21 protein-coding genes are annotated in these 25,975 nt (G+C 45.6%); 17 read left to right on the top strand and 4 right to left on the bottom strand.

Translation table 11 applies throughout. From position 1 onward, the window contains the following. Window positions 1-696 precede the first annotated feature (696 nt). Complete coding sequence (gene queG / locus R7Q47_RS20125) at window positions 697-1,824, bottom strand: tRNA epoxyqueuosine(34) reductase QueG (RefSeq protein WP_005381370.1); 1,128 nt, start codon at window positions 1,822-1,824, stop codon at window positions 697-699. A gap of 276 nt (window positions 1,825-2,100) precedes the next feature. Between queG and tsaE the strand changes: the two genes are divergently transcribed. The 8 genes from tsaE to hflC all read left to right on the top strand — a co-directional run bounded on the left by tsaE (window position 2,101) and on the right by hflC (window position 11,248). After that, on the top strand, window positions 2,101-2,565 hold the full coding sequence (gene tsaE / locus R7Q47_RS20120; RefSeq protein ID WP_005381372.1) for a tRNA (adenosine(37)-N6)-threonylcarbamoyltransferase complex ATPase subunit type 1 TsaE: 465 nt from the start codon (window positions 2,101-2,103) through the stop codon (window positions 2,563-2,565). Continuing rightward, the gene (locus tag R7Q47_RS20115; protein WP_005381374.1) at window positions 2,559-4,268 is read left to right on the top strand and encodes an N-acetylmuramoyl-L-alanine amidase; all 1,710 of its coding nucleotides are present in this window, start codon (window positions 2,559-2,561) and stop codon (window positions 4,266-4,268) included. Before tsaE ends, R7Q47_RS20115 begins: the two co-directional genes overlap by 7 nt. Window positions 4,269-4,286: 18 nt before the next feature. Then, the gene (gene mutL / locus R7Q47_RS20110) at window positions 4,287-6,299 is read left to right on the top strand and encodes a DNA mismatch repair endonuclease MutL (RefSeq protein WP_248487099.1); all 2,013 of its coding nucleotides are present in this window, start codon (window positions 4,287-4,289) and stop codon (window positions 6,297-6,299) included. Then, complete coding sequence (gene miaA / locus R7Q47_RS20105) at window positions 6,296-7,228, top strand: tRNA (adenosine(37)-N6)-dimethylallyltransferase MiaA (RefSeq protein ID WP_213874976.1); 933 nt, start codon at window positions 6,296-6,298, stop codon at window positions 7,226-7,228. Before mutL ends, miaA begins: the two co-directional genes overlap by 4 nt. A gap of 194 nt (window positions 7,229-7,422) precedes the next feature. Continuing rightward, entirely contained in the window at window positions 7,423-7,686 is a 264-nt protein-coding gene (gene hfq, locus R7Q47_RS20100) for an RNA chaperone Hfq (RefSeq protein WP_005381379.1), read from the top strand. Window positions 7,687-7,724: 38 nt separating this feature from the next. Beyond that, window positions 7,725-9,014: a ribosome rescue GTPase HflX gene (gene hflX / locus R7Q47_RS20095; RefSeq protein ID WP_005381380.1), complete on the top strand. Its 1,290-nt coding sequence runs from the start codon at window positions 7,725-7,727 to the stop codon at window positions 9,012-9,014. 45 nt (window positions 9,015-9,059) lie between these two features. After that, on the top strand, window positions 9,060-10,265 hold the full coding sequence (gene hflK, locus R7Q47_RS20090) for an FtsH protease activity modulator HflK (RefSeq protein ID WP_017633728.1): 1,206 nt from the start codon (window positions 9,060-9,062) through the stop codon (window positions 10,263-10,265). A 2-nt stretch (window positions 10,266-10,267) separates the two neighbouring features. Beyond that, entirely contained in the window at window positions 10,268-11,248 is a 981-nt protein-coding gene (gene hflC / locus R7Q47_RS20085; RefSeq protein WP_005381382.1) for a protease modulator HflC, read from the top strand. A gap of 63 nt (window positions 11,249-11,311) precedes the next feature. Here the strand turns inward: hflC and R7Q47_RS20080 are convergent, their stop codons facing one another. Then, a complete protein-coding gene (locus tag R7Q47_RS20080) occupies window positions 11,312-11,497 on the bottom strand; it encodes a DUF2065 domain-containing protein (RefSeq protein WP_005381383.1) in 186 nt (61 codons plus the stop codon). A 172-nt stretch (window positions 11,498-11,669) separates the two neighbouring features. Here R7Q47_RS20080 and R7Q47_RS20075 point away from each other — a divergent pair, with 172 nt between their 5' ends. Continuing rightward, window positions 11,670-12,986, top strand: a complete 1,317-nt coding sequence (locus R7Q47_RS20075; RefSeq protein WP_005387946.1) for an adenylosuccinate synthase — start codon at window positions 11,670-11,672, stop codon at window positions 12,984-12,986. A 216-nt stretch (window positions 12,987-13,202) separates the two neighbouring features. Continuing rightward, window positions 13,203-13,838 (top strand): flagellar protein MotX, encoded by a 636-nt coding sequence (gene motX / locus R7Q47_RS20070; protein ID WP_005381388.1) that lies wholly within the window; start codon window positions 13,203-13,205, stop codon window positions 13,836-13,838. Window positions 13,839-13,918: 80 nt separating this feature from the next. Here the strand turns inward: motX and hmpA are convergent, their stop codons facing one another. Further along, the gene (hmpA, locus tag R7Q47_RS20065) at window positions 13,919-15,103 is read right to left on the bottom strand and encodes an NO-inducible flavohemoprotein (RefSeq protein ID WP_065274928.1); all 1,185 of its coding nucleotides are present in this window, start codon (window positions 15,101-15,103) and stop codon (window positions 13,919-13,921) included. A gap of 157 nt (window positions 15,104-15,260) precedes the next feature. On the opposite strand from hmpA, the gene nsrR reads away from it, so the two are divergent. From nsrR to trpS, 5 genes are all read left to right on the top strand, one after another. Further along, entirely contained in the window at window positions 15,261-15,686 is a 426-nt protein-coding gene (gene nsrR / locus R7Q47_RS20060; protein ID WP_005381392.1) for a nitric oxide-sensing transcriptional repressor NsrR, read from the top strand. A gap of 115 nt (window positions 15,687-15,801) precedes the next feature. Beyond that, window positions 15,802-18,309, top strand: coding sequence for a ribonuclease R (rnr, locus tag R7Q47_RS20055; RefSeq protein WP_205461575.1), 2,508 nt, complete (start codon window positions 15,802-15,804; stop codon window positions 18,307-18,309). A 67-nt stretch (window positions 18,310-18,376) separates the two neighbouring features. Continuing rightward, window positions 18,377-19,120 (top strand): 23S rRNA (guanosine(2251)-2'-O)-methyltransferase RlmB, encoded by a 744-nt coding sequence (gene rlmB / locus R7Q47_RS20050; RefSeq protein ID WP_318089350.1) that lies wholly within the window; start codon window positions 18,377-18,379, stop codon window positions 19,118-19,120. 110 nt (window positions 19,121-19,230) lie between these two features. Further along, window positions 19,231-19,917 (top strand): phosphoglycolate phosphatase, encoded by a 687-nt coding sequence (locus tag R7Q47_RS20045; protein ID WP_005382834.1) that lies wholly within the window; start codon window positions 19,231-19,233, stop codon window positions 19,915-19,917. A 116-nt stretch (window positions 19,918-20,033) separates the two neighbouring features. Then, entirely contained in the window at window positions 20,034-21,050 is a 1,017-nt protein-coding gene (trpS, locus tag R7Q47_RS20040) for a tryptophan--tRNA ligase (RefSeq protein WP_005381398.1), read from the top strand. A gap of 56 nt (window positions 21,051-21,106) precedes the next feature. Here trpS and R7Q47_RS20035 read toward each other — a convergent pair whose 3' ends face one another. Further along, the gene (locus R7Q47_RS20035) at window positions 21,107-21,481 is read right to left on the bottom strand and encodes a hypothetical protein (RefSeq protein WP_005381401.1); all 375 of its coding nucleotides are present in this window, start codon (window positions 21,479-21,481) and stop codon (window positions 21,107-21,109) included. 543 nt (window positions 21,482-22,024) lie between these two features. Between R7Q47_RS20035 and R7Q47_RS20030 the strand changes: the two genes are divergently transcribed. Further along, window positions 22,025-24,979 carry an ExeM/NucH family extracellular endonuclease gene (locus R7Q47_RS20030; RefSeq protein WP_213964605.1) on the top strand — a complete coding sequence of 985 codons (2,955 nt, stop codon included), beginning with the start codon at window positions 22,025-22,027 and terminating at the stop codon, window positions 24,977-24,979. 189 nt (window positions 24,980-25,168) lie between these two features. Beyond that, window positions 25,169-25,756 (top strand): aminodeoxychorismate/anthranilate synthase component II, encoded by a 588-nt coding sequence (locus R7Q47_RS20025; protein ID WP_031780782.1) that lies wholly within the window; start codon window positions 25,169-25,171, stop codon window positions 25,754-25,756. Window positions 25,757-25,975: the final 219 nt, after the last annotated feature.

Genomic DNA, 25,975 nt, shown 5'->3' with positions numbered 1-25,975 from the left:
GCGGGGTGGAGCAGCTTGGTAGCTCGTCGGGCTCATAACCCGAAGGTCGTCGGTTCAAATCCGGCCCCCGCAACCAAATACAAGACGATAGATTGAGTACTTATTTAGTATACAATTGTTAAGTCGTCTACGGATGCGCCGCTTGATTCAACGCCTGCTTCTCGCAACCAATCACATCGCTCTTTTCATAATGCTGCGAAGCATGAATCCCCAAAAGCTAAACTTTTATCCGCATCATATGATGTCGGACGATTTCGTTTGTGTTTAAAACACGATATGAATCGGCTGACGTACAAGTATGATGAGGCTTCGCGTGTTTTATCTACTTTAATTAACAGAGTTATCCACATACGTCGTTCTGTGGATAAGTTGGTTGATAAAGTGTTTTTAGCTTGACTTTTTATGATGGGGAAGAAAGATCTTTTCTCTAAAGTGAAGTTGAAACAACAAAGAAATATCAATTAAATCTTTGTTATATAAAGAAAAAATAAGTTTTTTGTCGGATCGAGTACGTTAAAATACGATCATTAACTGGTATTTTTTTGATCCTAGTCATTTCTCCGAGCTGTGTTTAACTTTTTTCTGCTAGCTTGTTTTTCTTGAATCTCAAATTTTTTTCCACATTACAAAATTGAGAACAAGGTCATGAATTGAACATGCAAAAGTACTTTCAATCTCTTGCATATAGACTACGCTCTATGCGTCTCTCGGCAGTCCCTTCTCGACTATCCTTATTAAGCGTTGCTTTTTCGTCTCTATAGATGAATTACTCTCAGTGGGGAGTTGATTCAGTTGCTCTGTCAAAGCCCATTTAATGTGCTCATCAAGTAATTTATTTTCACCTTGCCGACTTTCCAGCGCATCTATGATTCGCTGACTATATTCTGCATTACCAAGTGCGACAGCGATGTTACGTAGCCACTGTATATGACCAATACGACGGATAGCGGAGCCTTCCATATTTTTTAGAAAAGTCGCTTCATCCCAGTTAAACATGTCGACGAGGTCAGGGTTTTTGAAACTGTCACGACGGTGGAAATCATCTTGCTCCGTTATGTCGGCGTAGCGGTTCCATGGGCAAACCAATTGACAGTCGTCACAACCATAAATGCGGTTACCCATTGGCTTTCGAAACTCTTCAGGAATCACGCCATCGAACTCGATGGTGAGATAAGAGATACAACGCCTGGCATCGACAACTTTGTCTTCAACGATGGCTTGTGTTGGGCATGATGTAATGCATGCTTTGCATTTACCGCACTGATCAACGCTTGGCTCATCTACGGGTAGTGGTAAGTCGATAAGTAGTTCACCTAAAAAGAACCACGATCCACAGTCTTGATCTAAAATCAGGGAATGTTTCCCGGTCCAACCTAAGCCCGCTTTTTGGGCGAGAGGTCGCTCTAATATTGGTGCGGAATCAACGAAAGGTCGGTAACCATATTGACCAACCTCTTGTTCAATAAGTTTGCCGAGCTTATTTAGCTGCTTTCTGACGAGCTTGTGATAATCACGCCCTAGTGCGTAGCGGCTAATATAGGCATGACTTTTATTCGCGAGGTTTGAAGCGAATTGAGCCTCTGGTGGCAGATAGTCCATCCGGACGCTGATAACACGAACGGTTCCCGGGAGTAGCTCATGGGGTCTAGCACGCATCATGCCGTGACGAGCCATCCAATCCATTGAGCCGTGATAGCCTGCATCAAGCCATTTTTGTAGTGCTGCTTCATGTTCACTCAGATCAACGTCGCAGATCCCAACTTTTTGGAAGCCGAGTTCTTTTCCCCAAACTTTGATTTGTTGTGCGAGTTGTTCGTAGTTCATGTTAACCACCGGAATAAAGGGGGGCGGATCTTAACGGATCTCTGGCTTTGGTGCTACCCAGTTAGGTACGTTTTTGATGTTGTGAATACTGCTTATTGAAGTCATTTGCATATATTCTAAATCTAGGTCGATACTAAGATGATTAAGATACCGTTTATTGGATACTTTTTTCGCACATATGACATTTGAAAGCTTGTCTCTCAAAACCAACACGGTTTACTATTCCTGTTCTTTTGATTTTTATATAGTCAACGATCATTAGTTAGAGAAGCATCAATGAGCACGAAACAATTCAATTTAAAAGATGAGCATGAAACGGTTGCACTAGGCACCGCTCTGGCTCAGCTTTGTTCCCAGCAAACCACAATTTATCTGCATGGTGATTTGGGTGCAGGTAAAACAACCTTTAGTCGTGGTTTTGTCCGTGCTCTTGGTCATCAAGGTAACGTGAAAAGTCCAACTTATACTCTAGTCGAACCGTACCAGTTGGATCAGTGGCAAGTATATCACTTCGACCTTTATCGTCTTGCGGATCCTGAAGAGCTTGAGTTTATGGGGATTCGAGACTATTTCACAGACGATGCGATTTGCTTGGTTGAATGGCCTGAAAAAGGGCATGGCTTACTGCCACAACCGGATCTTGATGTAAACATTCGCTACCAAGGTGAGCAACGTGTAGCCGAACTAACAGCTAATAATGATTATGGTGTGCAGTTACTCAGTCGATTGGAGCTATGTTGAGTTTTTCAAATTTTAGAGTAGTGGCGACGTTTGTCGCCACTTTTCTCCTTCTCATCCCCAATTTAGCATTTGCTAACGTCGTTAAGAGTTTTCGAGTTTGGCCTTCACCTGATGAAACGCGTGTTGTCATCGATTTAGGCTCGGAAGCTGACTATTCCTATTTCTCTTTATCAGGGCCGGATCGCCTTGTCGTGGATTTAAAAAGCACGACGATGCAGGCCAAACTGCCTGTTACTGTTACGGATAGCCCTGTTTTAAAACTGGTACGAAAAAGCTCGCCTCCAGAGAAGGGCACTTATCGTTTGGTGTTTGAACTAAAAAAGAGCGTTCAAGCGGAATTATTTAAATTAAGCCCAACACCAGGTGGGCAGTATGGTCACCGCTTGGTGATTGATTTACCGCACGGTAAGAAGGCATCGACCTCTAAACCGAGTAAGCCAGCGGCGGCCAGCAAAGACATGAGTTCAGTTCAACGAGCTCAAGAAGTGTTAATTGTTATCGACCCTGGTCACGGTGGGGAAGACCCTGGCTCTATTGGCCCTTCACGTCGTAAGTACGAGAAAGATGCGGTATTGAGTATCTCAAGAAAAATTGCTGCTCAGCTCGATGCGACTCCTGGTATTAAAACGCGCATGACTCGTACGGGAGATTATTTTGTAAACTTAAACCGTCGTGTCGCGATTGCTCGTGAAAATGATGCGCACTTGCTGATCTCCATTCACGCAGATGCGTTTACTTCACCGAAGCCTCGCGGTGGATCGGTCTTCGTACTAAATACTCGTCGTGCAAATACCGAAATTGCTCGTTGGGTCGAGAACCATGAGAAACAGTCTGAGTTATTGGGCGGCTCGGGTAATGCGTTCTTCACGAAGACAAAAGATCGTAACGTGAACCAAACTTTGTTGGACTTGCAGTTTAGTCATTCACAAAAAGAAGGCTATAAGCTGGCAACAGAAATCCTAGGTGAGATGGGACGTGTTGCGCACCTACATAACACCAAACCGATCAACACCAGCCTTGCGGTTTTACGCTCTCCACAGATTCCGTCTGTGCTAGTGGAAACGGGCTTTATTTCTAACCCAACAGAAGAGCGTTTACTGTTTCAACGAGCGCACCAAGATAAGTTAGCTCAGGCTATCACTAAGGCGGTCGTCAAGTACTTAAAAGATAACCCACCAGAGGGTACGGTGTTCTCGCCTTCAGCGAAGCCAATGGTACATATTGTAAAGCGTGGCGAGTCATTATCGGTGATCGCGAACAAATATGGGCTTAGCTCTAAAGCGCTGATGTCGGCAAACAACTTGAAGTCGACAGGCTTGGCAATTGGTCAGAAGCTCAACATTCCTTCTGCTGGTACGATTAAAGTGCCAAGTAAACCGATTACTGTTGAGACAGAAACCATTACGCACAAGGTTAAGTCTGGTGAGTTCTTAGGTAAGATTGCGAATCACTATAAAGTGAAGGTTTCAGATATCCGCCGAGAGAATAACTTGAAGTCAGATACCTTGTGGGTAGGGCAAAAGTTGAAGATAACGGTCGCGGTAAAAGATAAACCGATTCGTAAGCACAAGGTTTCTCGGGGTGAGTTCCTTGGCAAAATAGCGTCCAAATACGGCGTTAGCGTATCGAGCATTCGTAAAGCGAATAACTTACGCTCTGATCAGCTAGCGGTTGGGCAAGTCCTGATCATTCCAAACAAGTAGGTGAGCTTCTAACTCATTATGACGATTAAAATTTTGCCAGCCAGACTTGCAAACCAAATCGCCGCAGGGGAAGTGGTCGAAAGACCTGCTTCTGTGATTAAAGAACTGGTTGAAAATAGTCTTGATTCTGGCGCAACTCGAATCGATATCGATATCGAGAAAGGAGGCGCAAAGCTGATTCGTGTTCGTGATAACGGAAAAGGTATCGCGAAAGATGAACTTGGCTTAGCGCTCAGTCGTCATGCGACATCTAAGATACATACCTTAGATGATCTCGAAGCCATTATGAGTCTAGGTTTTCGCGGTGAAGCGTTAGCCAGTATTAGCTCAGTCTCGCGTTTGACGCTCACGTCGCGTCCTGCGGCACAAGAAGAAGCCTGGAGTGCCTACTCCGAAGGGCGTGATATGCAGGTGAAGCTTAAGCCAGCAGCGCACCCGATTGGCACTACCGTTGAGGTGTTGGACTTATTTTTTAATACTCCAGCGCGTCGCAAGTTTCTTCGTACGGAGAAAACCGAATTTGCTCATATTGATGAGTTATTGAAACGCATTGCGTTAAGCCGCTTTGATGTCACCATCAATGTGCGTCATAACGGCAAGATCATCCGTCAATATCGCGCGGCGAAAAATCAGCTTCAAACCGAAAAGCGTATTGCTGCTGTCTGCGGTAATGCGTTTGTGCGGCATATGCTCAGAATCGAGCTTGAGCATCAAGGGTTAAAGTTACATGGGTGGATTACCACACCAGAGGGAGCAAGGCAGCAAAGCGATTTACAATATTGCTATGTGAATGGCCGAATGATGCGTGACAAATTAATCAATCACGCGATTCGTCAAAGCTATGAAATGAGCTTAAAGCCAGATCAGTTTGCTGCGTATGTGCTCTTTATTGAGCTAGATCCGCACCAAGTAGATGTGAATGTTCACCCTGCTAAGCATGAAGTGCGTTTCCACCAAGCTCGTTTGGTGCATGATTTCATCTATCAAGCTTTGACGGATGCACTTGCGCAAAGCGCCGTGATTGATAAACCACAGGTGAATGAATCGGCATTTCATCGCGTGGAACCGACTGAGTCCGAAGAGATTGAGCATTCGCCAGAGCCTGAAAAAGTACAAGAGCCAGCATCTTCACCAGTACCAGAGCGGGTTTATCAAGCGATAGAGAGTACACCGGCTTATCCTGGACGCAGTGATTATGAAGTGAAGCCTCGTAATAGCGGTCCTAGTGAAACCTCCGTGCGAGAGGCGCGCGTAGTGGAGTCATTCAAACGTAATGATTGGGTGGAATCCAAACCTGCACCAAAGCCAAGTCACAGTAAAGAGCGCCACGTAGAACCAGCGCCAACTAAACAAGAAGTACACGCTTATCACGAGCTGTTGAAAACGCCAGAGTTTGAGGCTCAGGCAGTCACTCCAATAGCGCCCCAAACGATAACTTCGCACACATCAATGCCATCGATTACTGCATTGGGCAAAGCGCTGATGGTGGTCGATGAACAATTTGTTTTGATGAGCAGTGACAGTGGGGCGGCGTTAGTCTCGTTACCTAGAGCAGAATTTTATCGTGTAAAAGGCCAGCTTTCTCCAAGCGATGGTGCACTCAAGGCACAACCTCTGCTTGTTCCTCTATCTATTAAGTTAGAGGCCGAATTAGTGAGACTGGCCCAAGATTATCAACAAGATTTGGCATTGCTTGGTATTCAATTGAAAGCGAGAAACGAGCACGCCTTAATGGTGATGGGCGTCCCAGCTCCGCTGCGTCAACAAAACTTACAAAATTTAGTACCAGATCTGTTATCTTACGCGCAATCTTGTGTGAACGAAGGTATAGCAGCGGCTCAGATGCTGCCTGAGTTGATAGATTGGCTCGCATTACAGGTCACGACAGTGAAGAGTCACTATACTTTTTCTGAAGCCATTCAAATTATTGCGGAACTTGAACAGCTAAGACATGGTCAATTGCCATTAGAAGATACAAAATTCGTATCCGCTGTTGATTTCTCTGCCACGATAGCCAAATTAAAACCATGACAGATAAACTACCTTTGGCGCTATTTTTAATGGGGCCAACTGCATCAGGCAAAACTGAGCTGGCGATTCGTCTTCGTCAAAAATTTCCGGTTGAGATCATCAGTGTTGATTCTGCTTTGATCTACAAAGGGATGGATATCGGTACGGCGAAACCGGATGAAAAAGAGTTAAGTTTGGCGCCTCATCGCTTGATAGATATTTTGGATCCAAGTGAATCTTACTCTGTCGCCGACTTTCGTCGAGATGCATTGAAAGCGATGGATGATATTGTTGCAGAAGGAAAAATTCCACTTCTTGTGGGTGGAACAATGCTGTATTACAAGGCGTTACTTGAAGGTTTATCACCACTTCCTGCTGCAAATCCTGAAATTCGTCAGCAAATTGAACAAGAGGCATTGACTAAAGGTTGGTCAGTGTTGCACGATGAACTCAAAGAGGTTGATCCTGTGTCAGCCGCGAGAATCCATCCCAATGATCCCCAACGTTTATCTCGGGCATTGGAAGTTTTTCGCATTTCAGGTAAAACTTTGACTGAATTGACTCAAACGAAAGGTGAAAGCCTACCATACCGAGTCAAGCAGTTTGCAATAGCTCCCAAGGATAGGGCAGAACTTCACCGTCGGATTGAACTCCGTTTCGAGAAGATGATGGAAGCGGGCTTTGAAGAAGAAATGAAAGCGTTATATTCGCGAAAAGATCTTCACCCCGATCTTCCTTCCATACGATGCGTCGGTTACCGACAGATGTGGGAGTATTTAGATGGGGAGTGTACACGTGACGAAGCGGTATTTCGTGGCGTATGCGCGACTCGTCAATTGGCCAAGCGTCAAATCACCTGGTTACGCAGCTGGGATGATTTAACTTGGTTGGATAGCGAGAACATTGAACAGGCATTAGAAACGATGTCGGAAGCAATAGCATCTGATTGACATAGCTGTGTATAATGTGATCGTTTTTGCGTGAACGCACTCTCAAAGGATCTGTTGTTGGCGGTTTTTATACTATGCTGCTAATTACTTAGAGTGCATTTTTGATTCGTTTAGCTCAGATGCAAAAGCCGTATCTTTTGCATTGCACCACTAGCTAAATAATTACAACTACAAATTAAATAAGGAAAATAAAAATGGCTAAGGGGCAATCTCTACAAGACCCATTTCTAAACGCGCTACGTCGTGAGCGTATCCCGGTATCTATCTACCTTGTGAATGGTATTAAACTACAAGGTCAGATCGAATCATTCGATCAATTTGTGATCCTGCTGAAGAATACTGTTAACCAAATGGTGTACAAGCACGCGATCTCAACAGTTGTGCCGGCTCGTCCAGTGAGCCATCACAGCGGTGAACGTCCACAAGGTGAGCGTCCACAAGAGAAATCTGAAGATTAATTCTTCATCGAGTATTTTTAAAATAAGGAGTTGATTGCTTGTTTGACCGTTATGAATCCGGTGAGCGAGCCGTACTTGTTCATATCAACTTCACGCAAGAAGGTGAATGGGAAGATCTGGCTGAGTTCGAAATGCTGGTTTCTTCTGCTGGGGTAGAGGCGCTACAAGTGGTAACTGGTAGTCGTCAATCCCCACACCCGAAATACTATGTCGGAGAGGGTAAGGCCCAAGAGATTGCTACAGCGGTACAATCAACGGGTGCCGAAATTGTGATTTTTAATCACGCCCTCTCTCCTGCCCAAGAACGTAACCTCGAAGCACTGTGCCAATGTCGAGTTCTCGACCGCACTGGTCTTATTCTCGATATCTTTGCTCAACGAGCTCGAACACACGAAGGTAAGCTACAGGTAGAGCTGGCTCAACTTCGTCATATCTCTACTCGTTTGATTCGTGGTTGGACACACCTTGAAAGGCAGAAAGGTGGTATCGGTTTACGTGGCCCGGGTGAAACCCAGCTGGAAACCGACCGTCGCTTATTGCGTGACAGAATCAAAGCCATCCTGCGACGCTTAGACAAAGTAGCGAAGCAGCGTGAACAAGGGCGCCGCGCCCGAAATCGAGCTGAAATCCCAACGGTTTCACTTGTGGGTTACACCAACGCGGGTAAGTCGACACTCTTCAACCGTATTACAGAAGCTGGCGTGTACGCGGCTGATCAATTATTTGCTACTTTGGACCCGACTTTACGTAAGATAGAGTTAGCAGATGTTGGTCCTGCCATCTTGGCAGACACGGTTGGTTTTATTCGACATTTGCCACACGACTTGGTTGCGGCCTTCAAGGCAACCTTGCAGGAAACGCAAGAAGCTGACATTTTGTTACATGTTGTTGATGCCAGTGATGAGCGTTTTCGTGAGAATATTCAAGCTGTTCATGAAGTACTAGAAGAGATCGACGCGCATGAAGTGCCGACTCTGGTTGTCATGAACAAAATCGACAATCTAGATTCGCAGAAACCACGTATAGAACGAGACGAGGAAGGCGTACCTCGCGCAGTTTGGGTTTCAGCAATGGATGGGTTGGGCATTGATGTCCTGTTTGAGGCGCTGACGGAACGTCTGGCGTCACAAATGGTCGAGCATCAGTTGCGAATTCCTCCACAGTATCAAGGACGATTCCGTAGTACCTTCTTCCAAATGAAGTGTATTCAACGTGAGGAATATGACCAGGATGGTAACTTGTTGATCGATATTCGAATGCAGCAAGTAGATTGGTCTAGACTTGAAAAAAGAGAAGGGGCAGTTTTGACTGGCTTTATAGTCACTTAAAGGACTGCTACAGTATAACGTCATATCAAATGATGGAGCTTTCTAATGGCGTGGAATGAGCCTGGAAATAACAACGGCAACAATGGCCGCGATAATGACCCTTGGGGTAATAATAATCGTGGTGGCCAGCGTCCTGGTGGCCGAGATCAAGGTCCGCCAGATTTAGATGAAGTGTTCAACAAACTGAGTCAAAAGCTGGGCGGCAAGTTTGGTAAAAAAGGCGGCGGTGGTTCTCCAATCGGCGGCGGTGGTGGTAGTGCAATTGGCTTTGGCGTGATTGCTCTGATTGCTGTTGCAGTTTGGTTCTTCGCTGGTTTTTACACCATCGGTGAAGCAGAGCGTGGTGTTGTACTGCGTTTAGGTAAATACGATCGTATCGTAGACCCAGGTCTTAACTGGCGTCCTCGCTTTATTGATGAGTACGAAGCGGTAAACGTACAAGCGATTCGTTCACTACGTGCATCTGGTCTAATGCTGACCAAAGATGAAAACGTTGTAACAGTTGCGATGGATGTGCAGTACCGAGTGACTGACCCATACAAATACTTGTACCGTGTAACCAATGCAGACGACAGCTTGCGTCAAGCAACGGATTCTGCACTACGTGCAGTAATTGGTGACTCATTGATGGATAGCATTCTAACCAGTGGTCGTCAGCAAATTCGTCAAACTACGCAAGAAACACTGAACCAAATCATTGATAGCTATGATATGGGTCTGGTACTTGTTGATGTGAACTTCCAGTCTGCTCGTCCACCAGAGCAAGTGAAAGATGCGTTTGATGATGCAATCGCAGCACGTGAGGATGAAGAGCGTTTCATTCGTGAAGCTGAAGCATACAAGAACGAAATCTTGCCTAAGGCAACGGGTCGTGCAGAGCGTTTGAAGAAAGAAGCACAAGGTTACAATGAGCGTGTCACTAACGAGGCTCTTGGTCAGGTAGCACAGTTCGAAAAACTACTACCAGAATACCAAGCAGCGCCTGGTGTAACGCGTGATCGTCTGTACATTGACGCAATGGAAGAGGTGTACTCAAGCACTTCGAAAGTGTTGATTGACTCGGAATCAAGCGGCAATCTTCTTTACCTTCCAATCGATAAGTTGGCGGGACAAGAGGGCAAAGCAGATACCAAACGTAAATCGAAGTCATCTTCAACTTATGATCAAATTCAACTTGAGTCTGATCGTACACAAGAAGACACTTCGAACACGCAGTCTCGTTCAACAGGTTCACGTCAAGGGAGATACTAAGAATGCGTAAGTTAATGATCCCTGTACTGGTAATCGCACTGGCATTAATGTTGATGTCTTTGTTTGTGATTCCTGAAGGTGAGCGCGGTATCGTGGTTCGATTTGGTCGTGTCTTGAAAGACAATAACGACATCACTCGAATTTACGAGCCTGGTCTGCATTTCAAGATGCCTTTGTTTGACCGTGTGAAACAACTTGATGCACGTATCCAAACAATGGATGGTCGTGCAGACCGTTTCGTAACGTCTGAGAAAAAAGACGTTATCATTGATACCTACGTGAAGTGGCGTATTGAAGATTTTGGTCGCTACTACCTCGCGACAGGCGGTGGTAACTCGCTAACGGCAGAGGCACTACTTGAGCGTAAAGTGACGGACGTGCTTCGTTCTGAAATCGGTGCTCGTGAAATCAAACAGATCGTATCTGGTCCACGTAACGATGATGTGCTACCAGAAGACGCAAGTGCCGATGTTGTCGCAACTGAAGCGGCTCGTGAGGCGCTTGAGATTGATGGTGAACGCGACCTAATCATGTCTGAAGTATTGAAAGACACGCGTGAAAGCGCAATGAAAGACTTGGGTGTTCGTGTCGTTGATTTCCGAATGAAGAAAATCAACCTGCCTGATGAAATCAGTGAGTCTATCTACCGTCGTATGCGTGCGGAGCGTGAGTCTGTTGCTCGTAAGCACCGTTCTCAAGGTCGTGAAAAGGCGGAAGTTATTCGTGCTCAAGCAGAACTAGAAGTAGCAACTATTCTAGCTGAAGCTGATAAAACTGCGCGTGTGACACGAGGTGAAGCGGATGCTGAAGCTGCGAAGATTTATGCTGAAGCGTACAACAAAGACCCTGAGTTCTTTAGCTTCCTACGCTCGCTACGTGCGTATGAGAAGTCCTTCAGCTCTAAGAGCGATATTCTGGTGCTTGATCCGAAGAGTGAGTTCTTCCAATACATGAACCAGTCGAAGGGCAGCATGGAGAAATAATCTCCGCGTCTCATTGAAATAAAAGGCTCCTTAGGGAGCCTTTTTTGTATCTGATGCTAAGTGCTAGCTCATCATGATGGCGATGACGGCTCCAGCAACTACTAGGCAGCCACCGATGCGTCGTAGCTGATTGTTGGGTTGTTCACTTAATTGAGCCACCATATTCCGCCAACCGTTAGGAGCAATCAGTGGCCCAATGCCTTCCACGATCAAGACGAGCCCAATCGCCAACCATATGGATTCAGACATAGCGCTTTCCAGTCGAATAGAGAAAGCTAAATACTATCAGTGATATGCTGATTTCAAAATGAACAAAGCGGCAAGATGACATTCTGGTAGCAACTCTGTGAACAAAAAATGACTGCAAGAAGCGTGATTCGGTGCTAGAATCCATTTTTAACTAGCAATCAGACTTGGAAAGATGGGAAATAACGTAGTCGTTCTAGGCACCCAATGGGGTGACGAAGGTAAAGGTAAAATCGTAGACCTTTTAACTGAAGATGCAAAATACGTGGTACGCTACCAAGGCGGTCACAACGCAGGTCACACTCTCGTAATTGACGGTGAAAAAACCGTTCTTCACTTAATTCCATCAGGTATCCTTCGCGATAACGTAAAATGTGTTATCGGTAACGGTGTTGTACTATCACCTGAAGCTCTACTTAAAGAAATGAAGCCTCTTGAAGAGCGCGGTATTCCAGTACGCGAGCGTCTTTTCATTTCTGAAGCATGTCCGCTAATTCTTCCTTACCACGTTGCAATGGACCAAGCTCGCGAAATCGCTCGCGGTAAAAAAGCTATCGGTACTACTGGTCGTGGTATCGGTCCAGCATACGAAGATAAAGTTGCTCGTCGCGGTCTACGCGTTGGCGACCTATTCGATATGGCGACTTTCGCAGAGAAGCTAAAAGAAGTCATGGAGTTCCATAACTTCCAACTAGTTAACTTCTACAAAGCGGAGCCAGTAAGCTACGAAGAAGTACTTGAGCAAGCTAAAGGCTACGCTGAACTACTAACGTCAATGGTTATCGACGTAACTGACGAACTAGACGCAGCACGTAAGCGCGGCGACAAGATCATGTTCGAAGGTGCACAAGGTACACTACTTGATATCGACCACGGTACTTACCCGTACGTAACGTCTTCTAACACGACTGCTGGTGGTGTTGCTGCAGGTTCTGGTTTTGGTCCTCGTCACATCGGTTACATCTTGGGTATCGCAAAAGCGTACTGTACTCGCGTTGGTGCTGGTCCATTCCCGACTGAACTATACGACGGTTTAGATAAGCAAGATCCAATTGGTAAGCACTTAGGTGAAGTTGGCCACGAGTTCGGTGCGACAACTGGTCGTCTACGTCGTACAGGTTGGTTCGATGCTGTTGCTATGCGTCGTGCAATCCAAATCAACTCTGTATCTGGTTTCTGTCTAACTAAACTAGACGTACTAGATGGTCTAGAAGAGTTAAAAATCTGTACTGGTTACAAGATGGAAGATGGCTCTGTGCTAGAAGTTTCTCCGATGGCTGCTGAAGCATTCGAAAAAGCAACGCCAATCTACGAAACAATGCCTGGTTGGTCTGAGAACACATTTGGTGCTAAGTCACTAGATGCTCTACCACAAGCCGCTCTTAACTACATCAAGCGTATTGAAGAGCTAACTGGCGTTCCAGTAGACATCATCTCTACGGGTCCTGACCGTAACGAAACTATCATCAAAGTTCACCCATTCGAAGCTTAATTGATAGCCGTTAAAGATTGCAAAAGCCGACCTTCTGGTCGGCTTTTTTGTATCTGAACAAAAACAGCGTGACTCTCATATGGCAAGCTTTTGCCGCTGAGCCTAAATCAGAGGCAAAAATTGTCTAAAGCTTAGCTGTTTTTTGCCGATAAGGTTATCAAGCAGAGGAGATCCTTCACCGATCTTTGGTTTCTTAGATACCTTAAGGGTACGTTTATGAAGTTACGAACAGTGGCTGCTTCACTGTTGTTGACCTTGGTTGCTACCACAGTGAAAGCTAATGTTGCTGATGTGGGGGCACCAGTTCCGATCTATACCGAAGCAGAGCTGATAAAGCTTATTGAGCAAAATAAGCACTTACAACGTGTGCGCGCTGATAACTGCCAGCTGGTGGAGGATATCGTAGCTCGTGCGACTCGAATTAACTTACCCGCTTATGAGTTTCTATACGGAGATATGTTGGCTTGGGGGGTGTGTGTCGAGCAAGATGTCGAACTGGGTCTTTACTACATCGAAAATGCAGCGCATCAGGGGTTACCAGCTGCACTAGAGCAGATTGGCCGATACTATTCGCGTGGCACTTTAGTACAGCAAGATAAAGAACGTGCAATTCCATATTTGCGAGAAGCTGCGTCAATGGGAAACCTAAACGCGCGTATTCATCTGGCCGAGTTGCTTTTACGTGATTATGGCAGTCCACTCGATTACGAAGATGCGTATCGTTGGTTATATAACTCTGTCACAGCAGATAAGCGGCAGCATAAGCGCATAACTGTATTGAGAAACGGCCTTGAACAGCGCATGCCACAAAACGTTATTGCTCGAGCTAAACGGCGAGACACCTTTTGGTAACGCTTCAATATTGCAAACAACTTCATACAACAAAGCCCACGTCACGTGGGCTTTGTTGTTTTCCCGATAGTTGGTAGCGCTTAAACCACTTTGTGTGGACCGAAGCATTCGTAATGGAATTGCTCTTCTGGTACGCCAAGTTCTAATAGCTGTTTCGCTACGTGCTGCATAAATCCTACAGGACCACAGAAGTATACCTGCACGTTATCTTGCTTTAATGCAGCTTCAATTTCATACAGATTGACAAAGCCCGTGAAGTGGAAGTCTTCACCTAGCTTGTCTTCTGCCGTTGGTTGGTTATACCAAACGAGCGCGTTCATATTTTCTTTTTCTGCAACGAGTTGGTTTACGTGTTGCTTGAAAGCATGCTGTTGGCCATTTTCGGTTGCATGAACCCAAGTTACAGGTGCTTGATGTGCTGAGAGACTTTCTAGCATTGACAGCGTTGGAGTAAGTCCCACACCAGCAGAAATTAGAACAACGGGTGTTTGTGGTTCGGCATCCATAAAGAAATCACCGGCAGGGGCTGCAAGCTGCACTTTTTCGCCAATGTTCAGGCTATCGTGCAGGTAGTTCGACACTTTTCCGCCTTCTTCACGTTTTACTGAGATACGGTAGGTGTTCTCTTGGACCGCAGAAGACAGGCTATATTGGCGAATTTCTTGGTTTTCTAACTGGTCACTGTTGATGTAGATGCCAAGGTATTGTCCCGGTTTATACGGCGCCACTTTTTGGCCATCGGTTGGCTTGAACACAAAGCTGCAAATGTGTTTGCTCTCAATCTTTTTATCGACTAATTCAAATTCGCGTAGACCGCGCCAGCCGCCTTCCAAAGCTTCATTTTGTTGGTAAATTTGTTCTTCGCGCTGAATAAATACATTCGCAAGTACGCCGTAAGCCTCAGCCCAAGCATCCAACACCTCTTGACCTGGATTAAAAAGCTCATCGATTGTTGCAAGTAAATGCTTACCAACGATTTGGTACTGATCTTCTGTGATCAAAAAGCTCGTGTGCTTATGCGCAATTTTCTCTACTGCGCCAAGCAGAGCTGGCAAATTTTCAATATTGGCAGCATAGGCACAGATAGCGTTGAATAATGCTTCACGCTGATCGCCGTTACGCTGGTTACTCATGTTAAAAATATCTTTCAACTCAGGGTTATGAGTAAACATACGCTCGTAAAAGTGCGCGGTCAGTTTTGGTCCTGTTTCGGCGATGAGTGGTGCGGTCGCTTTGACGATCTCGATAGTTTGATTGCTGAGCATAAGGGCTTCCTACTTTAAGTTGTATTTATAATGCATGTTTAAAGTTGTATCTCAAATGTATCTTTCGATCAAGAAAAGATTTACACTTTTATCGATAGCTCAAGTTTGGGGTTTTAGCATCACCAGCGGGCTATTGAGTCGCACTTTGGGAGAGAATATGCAGTTAACTAGTTTCACTGATTATGCGTTGAGAACCTTAATTTTCTTGGCTTCGTTGCCGGAAGATGAGTTAACCAGCATTACCGAAGTGACGGATTTATTTGGTGTGTCACGCAACCATATGGTTAAAGTTATCAATCGGTTAGGGCAGTTGGGTTATGTCCATACCGTGCGCGGAAAAAACGGTGGTATCCGGCTGATGAAGCCAGCGTCTGAAATCACAGTCGGTGGTGTTGTGCGCGATTTAGAGCCGTTAGATTTAGTCAACTGTGGTGTGGATTTTTGCCATATTACCCCTGCTTGCCGCCTCAAAGATAAATTGGCGAAAGCAAAAAGTGCCTTCCTGGCGGAGTTGGATGACTGCACGATTGAATCCTTGCTCAGTGACAATTCTGAACTTTTGATCTTGCTTGCTCGTCCTTAACTCATTTGCATGCCTAGAGTCGATCTCGATCATTCTTTTTTCAAAGCAATTCTGTAGCTTATCGAGAGACTCAGATATACTAGCCATATACCTTCCTTGCTAGATAGGCGTGCCTATGTCAGACAATATTCCAAACGATCCTTTTGCAGATCGTGAATCCAAAAATTACGAAAATCCAATTCCAAGCCGAGAGTTTATCATCGAGTTTCTAGAGCAAGCGGGCGTTCCAATGAATCGTAACGACTTGTTTGAGGCACTAAAGCTTGAGGGCGAAGAGCAATACGAAGGGTTGCGTCGTCGGCTACGTGCGATGGAGCGAGATGGCCAACTGGTGTTTACCCGCCGTCAGTGCTATGCATTGCCTGAAAAACTTGAAATGGTGAAAGGTTACGTGATTGGTCATCGTGATGGCCATGGTTGGGTACGTCCAGAAGGCAGCGTCGGCAAGGATGATGATATTCTGTTACCGCACCATCAGATGAAGAACATCATCCACGGTGATTTTGTCTTAGTGCAACCGACAGACAACAGCAAGCGCGGCCGCCGTGAAGGACGTTTGGTGCGTGTGCTAGAGGAGCGCAATGATCAAATCGTTGGTCGTTTCTTCCTTGAATATGGATACTCCTATGTTGTCCCAGATGACTCGCGTATCAGCCAAGATATCCTGATCCCAAATGAGCACAAAGCGGGTGCACGCATGGGTAACGTAGTCGTAATTGAAATTACTGATCGTGGCTCACGCTCACGCGGCATGATGGGTAAAGTGGTTGAAGTCCTTGGTGAAAACATGGCACCAGGTATGGAAACACAAATTGCGATTCGTACACACCAAATCCCTCACGAATGGCCAGAAGCCGTCGATAAACAAATCGAAAACTTAGGCGAAGAAGTACCAGAAGAAGCGAAAGTTGGTCGTGTGGATCTACGTGATTTGCCACTAGTGACCATTGACGGCGAAGACGCACGAGACTTTGATGATGCCGTTTACTGTGAAAAGAACAAAGAAGGTGGTTGGCGTTTATGGGTAGCGATTGCTGACGTCAGTTACTACGTTCGTCCTGACTCTGCGTTGGACAAAGAAGCGATCAATCGTGGTAACTCAGTATATTTCCCGTCGCAAGTTGTGCCGATGTTGCCAGAAGTACTATCGAACGGCCTATGTTCGCTCAACCCGCAAGTAGATCGCTTGTGTATGGTGTGCGAAATGACCATTTCTGATACCGGTAAGCTGTCTGGTTACAAGCATTACGAGGCGGTGATGAACTCGCACGCTCGTCTCACATATAGCAAAGTGAGCGCGATTCTAGAAGGGGATGAAGAACTACGTGAGCGCTACCAGCCGCTTGTTTCTCATCTAGAAGAGTTGCACAAGATGTACAAAGTGCTGAAAGAAGCACGAGATCAACGCGGTGCAATCGAATTTGAAACCGTTGAAACCAAATTTATTTTCAATGCGGAACGTAAAATCGAAAGTATTGAGCCAGTAATTCGTAATGACGCGCATAAGATCATCGAAGAATGTATGATTTTAGCCAACATTGCTTCGGCATCGCTGGTAGAAAAAGCGAAAGAGCCCGCGCTTTATCGTATCCACGAATCTCCAGGTGAATTACGCCTGCAAGGTTTCCGTGACTTCTTAAGTGAACTTGGTCTTGAGCTAAAAGGTGGTTTAGAGCCTTCACCAACGGACTATGCTGATCTCGCACGTCAAATCTCCGGGCGTCAAGATCAAGAGTTGATTCAGACCATGCTGCTACGCTCAATGAAGCAAGCGGTATACAACGCAGATAACGCGGGGCACTTTGGGTTGGCATTGAAACGCTATGCGCACTTTACGTCGCCAATTCGTCGTTACCCTGACTTGTTACTTCACCGTGCAATCAAGTATCTGATTGCTAAAGAAGAAGGTCGTAATCAAGATCGCTGGACACCAACAGGTGGCTATCATTACTCGTTTGACGACATGGATTTTTACGGCGAACAATGTTCGATGACAGAGCGCCGTGCTGATGATGCAACACGTGATGTTGCGGATTGGCTGAAGTGTGAATATATGCAAGACCACGTCGGTGACGAACTAGACGGTGTTATTGCTAATGTCACTAGCTTTGGCTTCTTTGTACGTTTAACGGATTTGCACATCGATGGTTTGGTACATATTTCTACCCTTGCGAACGACTACTATCAATTTGACCCGATTGGTCAACGACTTATTGGTGAAAGTTTCGGTAACATCTACCGCTTAGGTGATGCAGTAAAAGTAAAAGTACTGGCTGTTAACCTCGATGATAAGCAAATTGACTTTGAATTGGTCGAAACAAGTCGTAAGCTACGCGGCGAAGGTAAGACTGCGAAGAAACGCGCAGCGGAAGCAAAACGCAAAGCGAAAGATAAAAAACGCGCTGCGACTCGCTCTTCATCGAAAGAAGGTGGCGCGGCTCGTGCAGTTCCTGCGATAGAGCCAACTAAACGCCCAGAAGAAACGGGCGCAACGAGTAAGCGTTATGGCCCAAAACGTGGTGACGCCGAAGGCAACGAGAAGCCTAAAGTAAAAAAAGCACGTAAAAAGAAGCCGCACAGTAAGCCGAAGAAAACCAAGCGCACTAAAAAAGAAGCGCAGTAGGTTGAAGCGCCAACTTAGTTCAAACTTGGTTGGCGCAGGCAATACGACCAGAACAACAGGTTAAACAATGAGTAACGAATTTATCTACGGCATTCACGCAGTGAAGGCGGTATTGGAGCGCGAACCAGAGCGTTTTGTCGAGGCGTACGTTTTAAAAGGTCGTCAAGATGATCGCCTAATGCCAATCCTAAATGATCTTCAGGTTTGTGGTGTTTCTATTCAGCAGATGACACGTAAAACCTTGGATGACAAAGCGCGCGGTGCAAATCACCAAGGCATCATCGCTCGTGTGAAACCAGCGAAGCAGCTGAATGAGAACGATATAGATGACATCCTGGCGCAGCACGAATCACCACTGCTATTAGTGTTAGACGGAGTGACCGATCCACACAATCTTGGTGCGTGTTTACGTAACGCAGATGCGGCAGGTGCTGCGGCGATCATCGTACCGAAAGATCGTTCTGCACCGATGAACGCAACCGTAAGCAAAGTGGCTTGTGGTGCAGCTGAAGTCGTGCCATTGATCCGAGTGACTAACTTGGCTCGTACTATGCGTACACTGCAAGAGCAAGGTATCTGGTTTGTTGGTACGGCGGGCGAAGCAACGCACGACATCTACCAAGCAAAACTGACTGGACCCCTTGCTATCGTAATGGGGGCAGAAGGTGACGGTATGCGTCGTCTGACTCGTGAAACCTGCGACGATTTGATTAAGATCCCAATGGCTGGTAGCGTTTCAAGCTTGAACGTATCTGTGGCATCCGGCATCTGTTTGTTTGAGGCAGTTCGTCAGCGTATTGCTGCAAAGTAAGGACGAAACAAACAGTTACTGTAGAATCAGACATAATGATAAAAACAAAGGATGGGGTGCCATCCTTTGTCGTTTTCACCGATTTATAAATAAAAATCCTCAGGGAAGTTATGACTCAACAAGACATTAAATTCATCGCCTTCGATCTAGATGGTACTTTGCTTGATAGCGTGCCAGATCTAGCTGTCGCGGCAGACCAAGCAGTACAGGCGCTTGGCTTTCCATCGGTTTCAGAAGAACAAGTTCGTGATTACGTGGGTAACGGCGCAGACGTGCTTATTGGTCGCTCATTAAGCCAAAGCCTGACCATCAACCCAGAGCTGAGTGAAGAGCTTCGTGCTAAAGCGCGTGTATTGTTTGATGATTACTACGAGCAAAGTGGTCACAAGCTCAGTCACCTATACCCAACGGTAAAAGAGACACTAGCAGAGCTGCACAAAGCGGGCTTTGTTATGGCGTTGGTGACTAACAAACCTTCAAAGTTTGTGCCTGACGTTTTGGAAAAGCACGACATCGCAAAATACTTCGTTGATGTCCTTGGCGGTGATGCATTCCCAGAGAAAAAACCAAACCCAGTAGCATTGAACTGGCTAATGGAAAAGCACCAAATCCAACCAAGTGAAATGCTGATGGTTGGCGACTCGAAAAACGACATTCTCGCAGCAAAGAATGCAGGCTGTGCCTCATTTGGTCTGACATATGGTTACAACCACGGTGAACCTATTTCAGCATCAAATCCAGATTTCGTCGCTGACAGTTTGGCAGAATTATTGGACGTTGTAGCGGTTTCTGCATAACGGCTACAAAAGAGCTTCCAAAATACTCGTTAATGAGTACACTGAGTAAACCGTGCACCTATTACTGCACGGTTTTTTTCATTTAATTAGATTAAGAAGTCAAAGGAATCATTCTAATGAGCAAACCCATTGTATTGAGTGGTGTTCAACCTTCAGGTGAACTAAGTATCGGTAACTACTTGGGTGCTCTACGTCAATGGCAGCAGATGCAAGACGATTATGATTGCCAATATTGTGTGGTAGACCTTCACGCGATTACGGTTCGTCAGGACCCTAAAGCGCTGCATGAAGCAACTCTAGACGCACTGGCAATTTGTCTGGCAGTTGGTGTTGACCCGAAGAAGAGCACGCTATTTGTTCAGTCACATGTACCAGAGCATGCTCAATTAGGTTGGCTTCTTAACTGCTACACTCAAATGGGTGAGCTGAGCCGTATGACTCAGTTTAAAGACAAATCGGCACGTTACGCGAATGACGTAAACGTCGGTCTATTTGACTACCCGGTGTTGATGGCGGCTGACATTTTGCTTTACGGTGCACACCAAGTACCTGTAGGCAGTGACCAGAAGCAACATCTAGAATTAGCGCGCGATATCGCAACGCGTTTCAACAATATTTACTCGCCAGAGCAGCCAATCTTCCAAGTTCCAGAGCCTTACATTCCGACAGTAAATGCGCGTGTAATGAGCCTTCAAGACGCAACGAAGAAGATGTCTAAATCTGATGACAACCGTAAGAACGTTATCACGCTGCTGGAAGAGCCTAAGTCGATCCTTAAGAAGATCAACAAAGCGCAAACCGATACCGAAACGCCACCAAGTATCCGTCATGATATCGAGAACAAGGCGGGCATTGCTAACCTAATGGGTCTGTACTCCGCGGCGACAGGCATGAGCTTTGAAGAGATTGAAGCGAAGTACCAAGGCGTAGAAATGTATGGCCCATTTAAGAAAGATGTTGGTGAGGCAGTTGTAGCAATGCTTGAGCCAATTCAAGCAGAATATCACCGTATTCGCGCTGATCGTGCTTACATGGACGAGGTAATGCAGCAAGGCGCAGAGAAAGCATCGGCACGAGCGGCTGAAACGCTTAAGAAAGCATACGAAGCAGTAGGTTTTGTAGCTCGCCCATAGTCGCTAAGAACGAATACGAAAAAGCTCCACTTTGGTGGAGCTTTTTTATGCCTGTATTACTGAAATGGCGTGTCTTTCATACAGCGTTCCATGTCGTAATATTCAACACGTCCTCGAGCCCCTAGAAAGGCAGACTTCACAACCATGCCTCTATCAATGAAGTAACTAAGCTGTACGCATGATATATCGTAGCTGAGTTCTTTAATTCTCGCTGGAATCCAGTAGGTTCCTGGCGTTCTTAGACGCTGAGTAAAGGTAATAACACCCTCGTCACTGACTTCTAGCTCTTCAATACCATCCAGTTCATTTTTGGCTGATTCGATGATGTCTTGATTCGCCGTAGGTTGAAGTGGCTCACTGGCGGTCAACTGACACCCCGCTATCAAGCCAAGTAGGGAGAGAGCTAGCACACTGCGTTGAATTTTTTTCATTTGTCGTTCCTGGGTTTACAGCTAATGAGATCTTATTGTCTCGCGCAGGTGTTATATCTTTTGTGTATGTTTTTGGCTAGTGAGTAATGAAAAGTTATTGAATAAATCATGAAAACTTTGAAGTATGAGGGGCCTGTATAAGAGAGAACGAAGCGAGTAATAGATTCTTGGGATTGAACAGTGATGCAAGTGAAAATTAAAGCATTCTAAATTAGTGACTAATTATATTTTTTATTTGTAACGGAACGGTTGGGTTAATAAGCAACTCAACAAGTGATGTATTTTCTACTCCTTAACATGAAGTGAAAAAGTAAACTGAGTAATCAATCTAAATTCTGACTTGTTTATCAATAGCGCTCTGTATTTATTACAAAAAATGTTTGAATGGGATGCTCTGGCATATTTTCTTATATTCACATGTGATTCATTTCACGGCTTTAATTACTCATTCTTATTTATTTCATAAATAAACCTGATAGTAGACGCAAATGGCAGGCTCTAACCAGAGCTAAGTTTGCATTTACATAAATATCAGGTATGACAATGGACACGTTAATCAAACCCTCAATACTCGCATTAACCATCGCCAGTGCACTTAGTGCAAACGCGAACGCAGAGATTATTATTTCCCAATACGTAGAAGGCGGCGCTTATAATAAAGCGGTAGAGATCGCTAATACGGGTGATACTGCGGTGACACTCACTGGCTACGAGTTGGCGAAATCATCAAACGGTGGTGGTACTTGGGGCAGCACATTCGACCTTAGCCAAGTGACGCTACAAGCTAACCAAGTGTATGTACTGGCGCATGGTGACGCGAGCGATACCATCAAAGCTGTCTCGGATATCACAGATAAAAGCGTTGCGAACTTTAACGGTGACGACCCGATCGCACTGCTTAAAGATGGTGAAGTGCACGACATCATCGGTGTGATGGGTGACGTAGATTTTGGTAAAGACACCACATTAGTTCGTAACAGTGATGCACTAACCCCTTCTGCTACTTATGAGGCATCTCAGTGGACGGCATTTGAGAAAGACAACATTGACGGCCTTGGTGAGCTAAATGCGACTGAGCCACCAGCACCATTCGCTTGTGAAGTCGACGGTCAGCAACCTAACTTCACTACCATCCAAGATATTCAAGGTGAAGGCGATACGTCTCCATTCATTGATGGTTACCCATACATTACTGACGAAGATCATTTCGTAACGGGTGTCGTGACTGCTGTTACTACAGGCTTAACCAAAGGTTTCTACCTACAAGCACTAGAAAGTGACAACAACGACAAGACCTCAGAAGGCTTGTTCATTCATACTGACGCGGCAGACACGGCGCTGAAAGCTGGTGACGTTGTTTGTGTGAAAGGTAAAGTTCAAGAGTATTACAGCAATACTCAGCTTGCTTCTGATGCTAACAGCTATGTGAAAACAGGCACTTCTGAAACCCCTCGAGTTACCGATCTTGTTATCAAAGAAGGTGAGACACTACGTGATGCGCTAGAGCGTCATGAAGGCATGCAAGTTGAGTTGACCTCGGCAAGTGACTTGTTTGTAACTCGAAACTTCTCTTACGACTACGATTCACGTCGTAACAATATGATGCTCTCTCATGAAGCGCCATTGTTAAAGCCGACTCAATTACACGCGGCAGAGAGCGATGCAGCCGTTGAGCTAGCAAAAGACAACGCAGCGAACCGCGTATACCTAGAATCAGATGGCAAAGCACCAAACGGCCAAATCCCATACTACCCAGATTTTGCTAAAGATGCAGATCAAGATGGCTCTTCAGAGCAGCACATTCGCCTTGGTTCTCGAGTAGAAGGTCTACAGGGTGTCGTGGCTTACAGCTACAACGAATACCGCCTGATTGCGACGAATGAAGTCAATAACACCAACTTTGTGACTTCAGGTGAAGGCTTCGATGTGGCTCGTAAAGATGCCCCAGCGATTGCGGACTCAGATTTGCGTATTGCAAGCTTCAACGTACTGAACTACTTCAACTCCGTGGCTGACAGTGGTCATGAAAACCCAACCGGACAAAACCGCGGTGCGACTAATCTAGACGAATTCCTGATCCAGCAAGCGAAAATCGTTGCGGCGATGAACAAGATGGACGCAGACGTTATTGGTTTGATGGAAGTGGAAAACAACGGCTTTGGTAATGGCAGTGCTATCCAAAACTTAGTTGATGCCCTAAATGCTGAGATTGATGACGCTGAAGATCATTACACGTATGTCGAAATCGAAGAGCAAGACAAATACCAAGACGAATACTTTGGCAGTGATGCGATCATGGTGGCGATTTTATATCGTGCTAACGCAGTAACGCCAAAAGACGCTGCAAAAGTGATCATCACGCCAGAGCAGCACATTGCAGAAAACACAATTACTCGTAAAGAGGGCACAGAAAGTAACCCTGCTTACGATAAGTACCAACGCCACAGTCTACTTCAGACCTTTACGGTGAAAGAGACGGGTGAAGATTTGTCTATTGTCGTAAACCACTTTAAGTCGAAAGGCTCTGAGTGTATTGAAGAGTGGATTGCCGGTGTAGAAGATTCTGAGCCAGCGGATCTGCAAGGCAACTGTAACAACTTCCGCGTTTCTGCTGCGCACGCAGTGGGTGAAGCGTTGAAAGAGGTGAAAGGCGATGTATTGCTCATGGGCGACCTCAATGCTTATGGCATGGAAGACCCACTTCTGACACTGACTGATTACTCGAAAGAGAAATACGGCCGTGACATTTATACTGCTGCTTACACAACCATTGGTGATGGTGAACTTCAAGTAGAGAAGACCAAAATTGAAAAAGGTTACGGTCTGCACAATTTAAACACGTTGCTGCACGGCACTGATACGTTTTCTTACACCTATTCGGGCGAGCTGGGTAATTTGGACCACGCATTGGCAAGCAGTAGCCTAGCGCAAAAAGTGGTAGCAATTGAAGATTGGCACATCAACTCACTAGAGAGTAACTTGTTCGAATACAGCAGCAAGTACACTGGTGATATGCCGAAGTACAAAGATGCGTTCTCTGCCTCTGATCACGATCCAGTGATCATCGCGATTGATTTACCAGATGATGACATCGATTTACCGAAAGCAGGTGACAACTTAGCCGTCGATGTCCGTTTACCACCAACGGCGGTTGTAGGTGATATTGTTACGGTGAACTTAACGCCATCCACACAAGCGGCTGCGGCAAGCAGCGATACGAAAGCTTACTCGGCTAGCCAAACCTTAGTTCAAGCTGATATTGATGCGCGTAGCGTGAATATTGAGTTTGAACAAACGCCAGAGCAAGGTAATTATCAGTTAGAAGAGAAAGTGACTGACTCGACAGGTAATATCGTGAAGTTTAGCTCTGTTCGTGATGTTTCAATGACGCAAACTGAAACTGGAACAGAAGGGTCGAAGGATTCAGATGGTGGTTCGTTTGGTTTTGGCGCGCTATTTGCGCTGCTAGGTCTCGGCTTATTCCGCCGTCGCCGCTAAGCGAATTTATTTCCTGATAAACCTTTCCTAAATAGCTGTAAAGACCAAAGGCCAGCCTATGCTGGCCTTTTTATTCAGCAAAAACTTGCCTTTCTTGCTTGGTATAGCAAAATACCGCCCTTGATTGTCACGAACGTGGCGATTCACTACGTAAGCATTGCCAAAACGGATTGGAGCAACCGACCCTTTATGTTGTTGATCATCGATAACTACGACTCTTTTACCTACAACCTTTACCAATACTTCTGCGAGCTTGGTGCAGACGTAAAGGTGGTGCGTAACGATGAAATCGATATCCAAGGCATTGAGGCGCTCAACCCAACTCATTTGGTGATCTCGCCAGGGCCATGTACGCCGAACGAAGCAGGTATTTCACTGAAAGCGATAGAACACTTCGCTGGTAAGCTTCCAATATTGGGTGTTTGCCTTGGCCATCAAGCGATAGCGCAAGTGTTTGGGGGTGAAGTGGTACGTGCACGACAAGTGATGCACGGTAAGACCTCACCGATTCGTCATAACGGTCGTAGTGTGTTTAAAAATCTGAATAACCCACTCACGGTAACCCGTTATCACTCTCTTGTGGTGAAAAACGGTACTTTACCCGACGTGTTTGAACTGACTGCATGGACAGAACTGCCGGACGGAAGCATGGATGAAATAATGGGTTACCAACATAAAGCCTTGCCAATTGATGCGGTGCAGTTCCACCCAGAATCAATCAAAACTGAGCAAGGTCACGAGTTGCTTGCGAACTTTTTAGCACGCAAAGCGATCTGATCGCGATCACTTTTCTTAACAAATCATTCATCTTTTTGCTGAGGTGAGCGGATTGCAAAACTATGCGATTCTCTCGAGTCTCTTTGTCTATTCATGTCTTTTTAAACCTTCTATCCCCTGTATTACATAACATTTATAAAAAATCACTTCTCTATTTTACTTTCTTGATGCATAAATAGTCATAAGCAGTGATTAATGGAAGTTGCTTTCGAGAACGAA

The organism is Vibrio sp. Vb0349 (assembly GCF_033338975.1).
The sequence above is the reverse complement of the archived record's forward strand: the minus strand, read 5'-3'. Positions and strand labels throughout refer to the sequence as shown.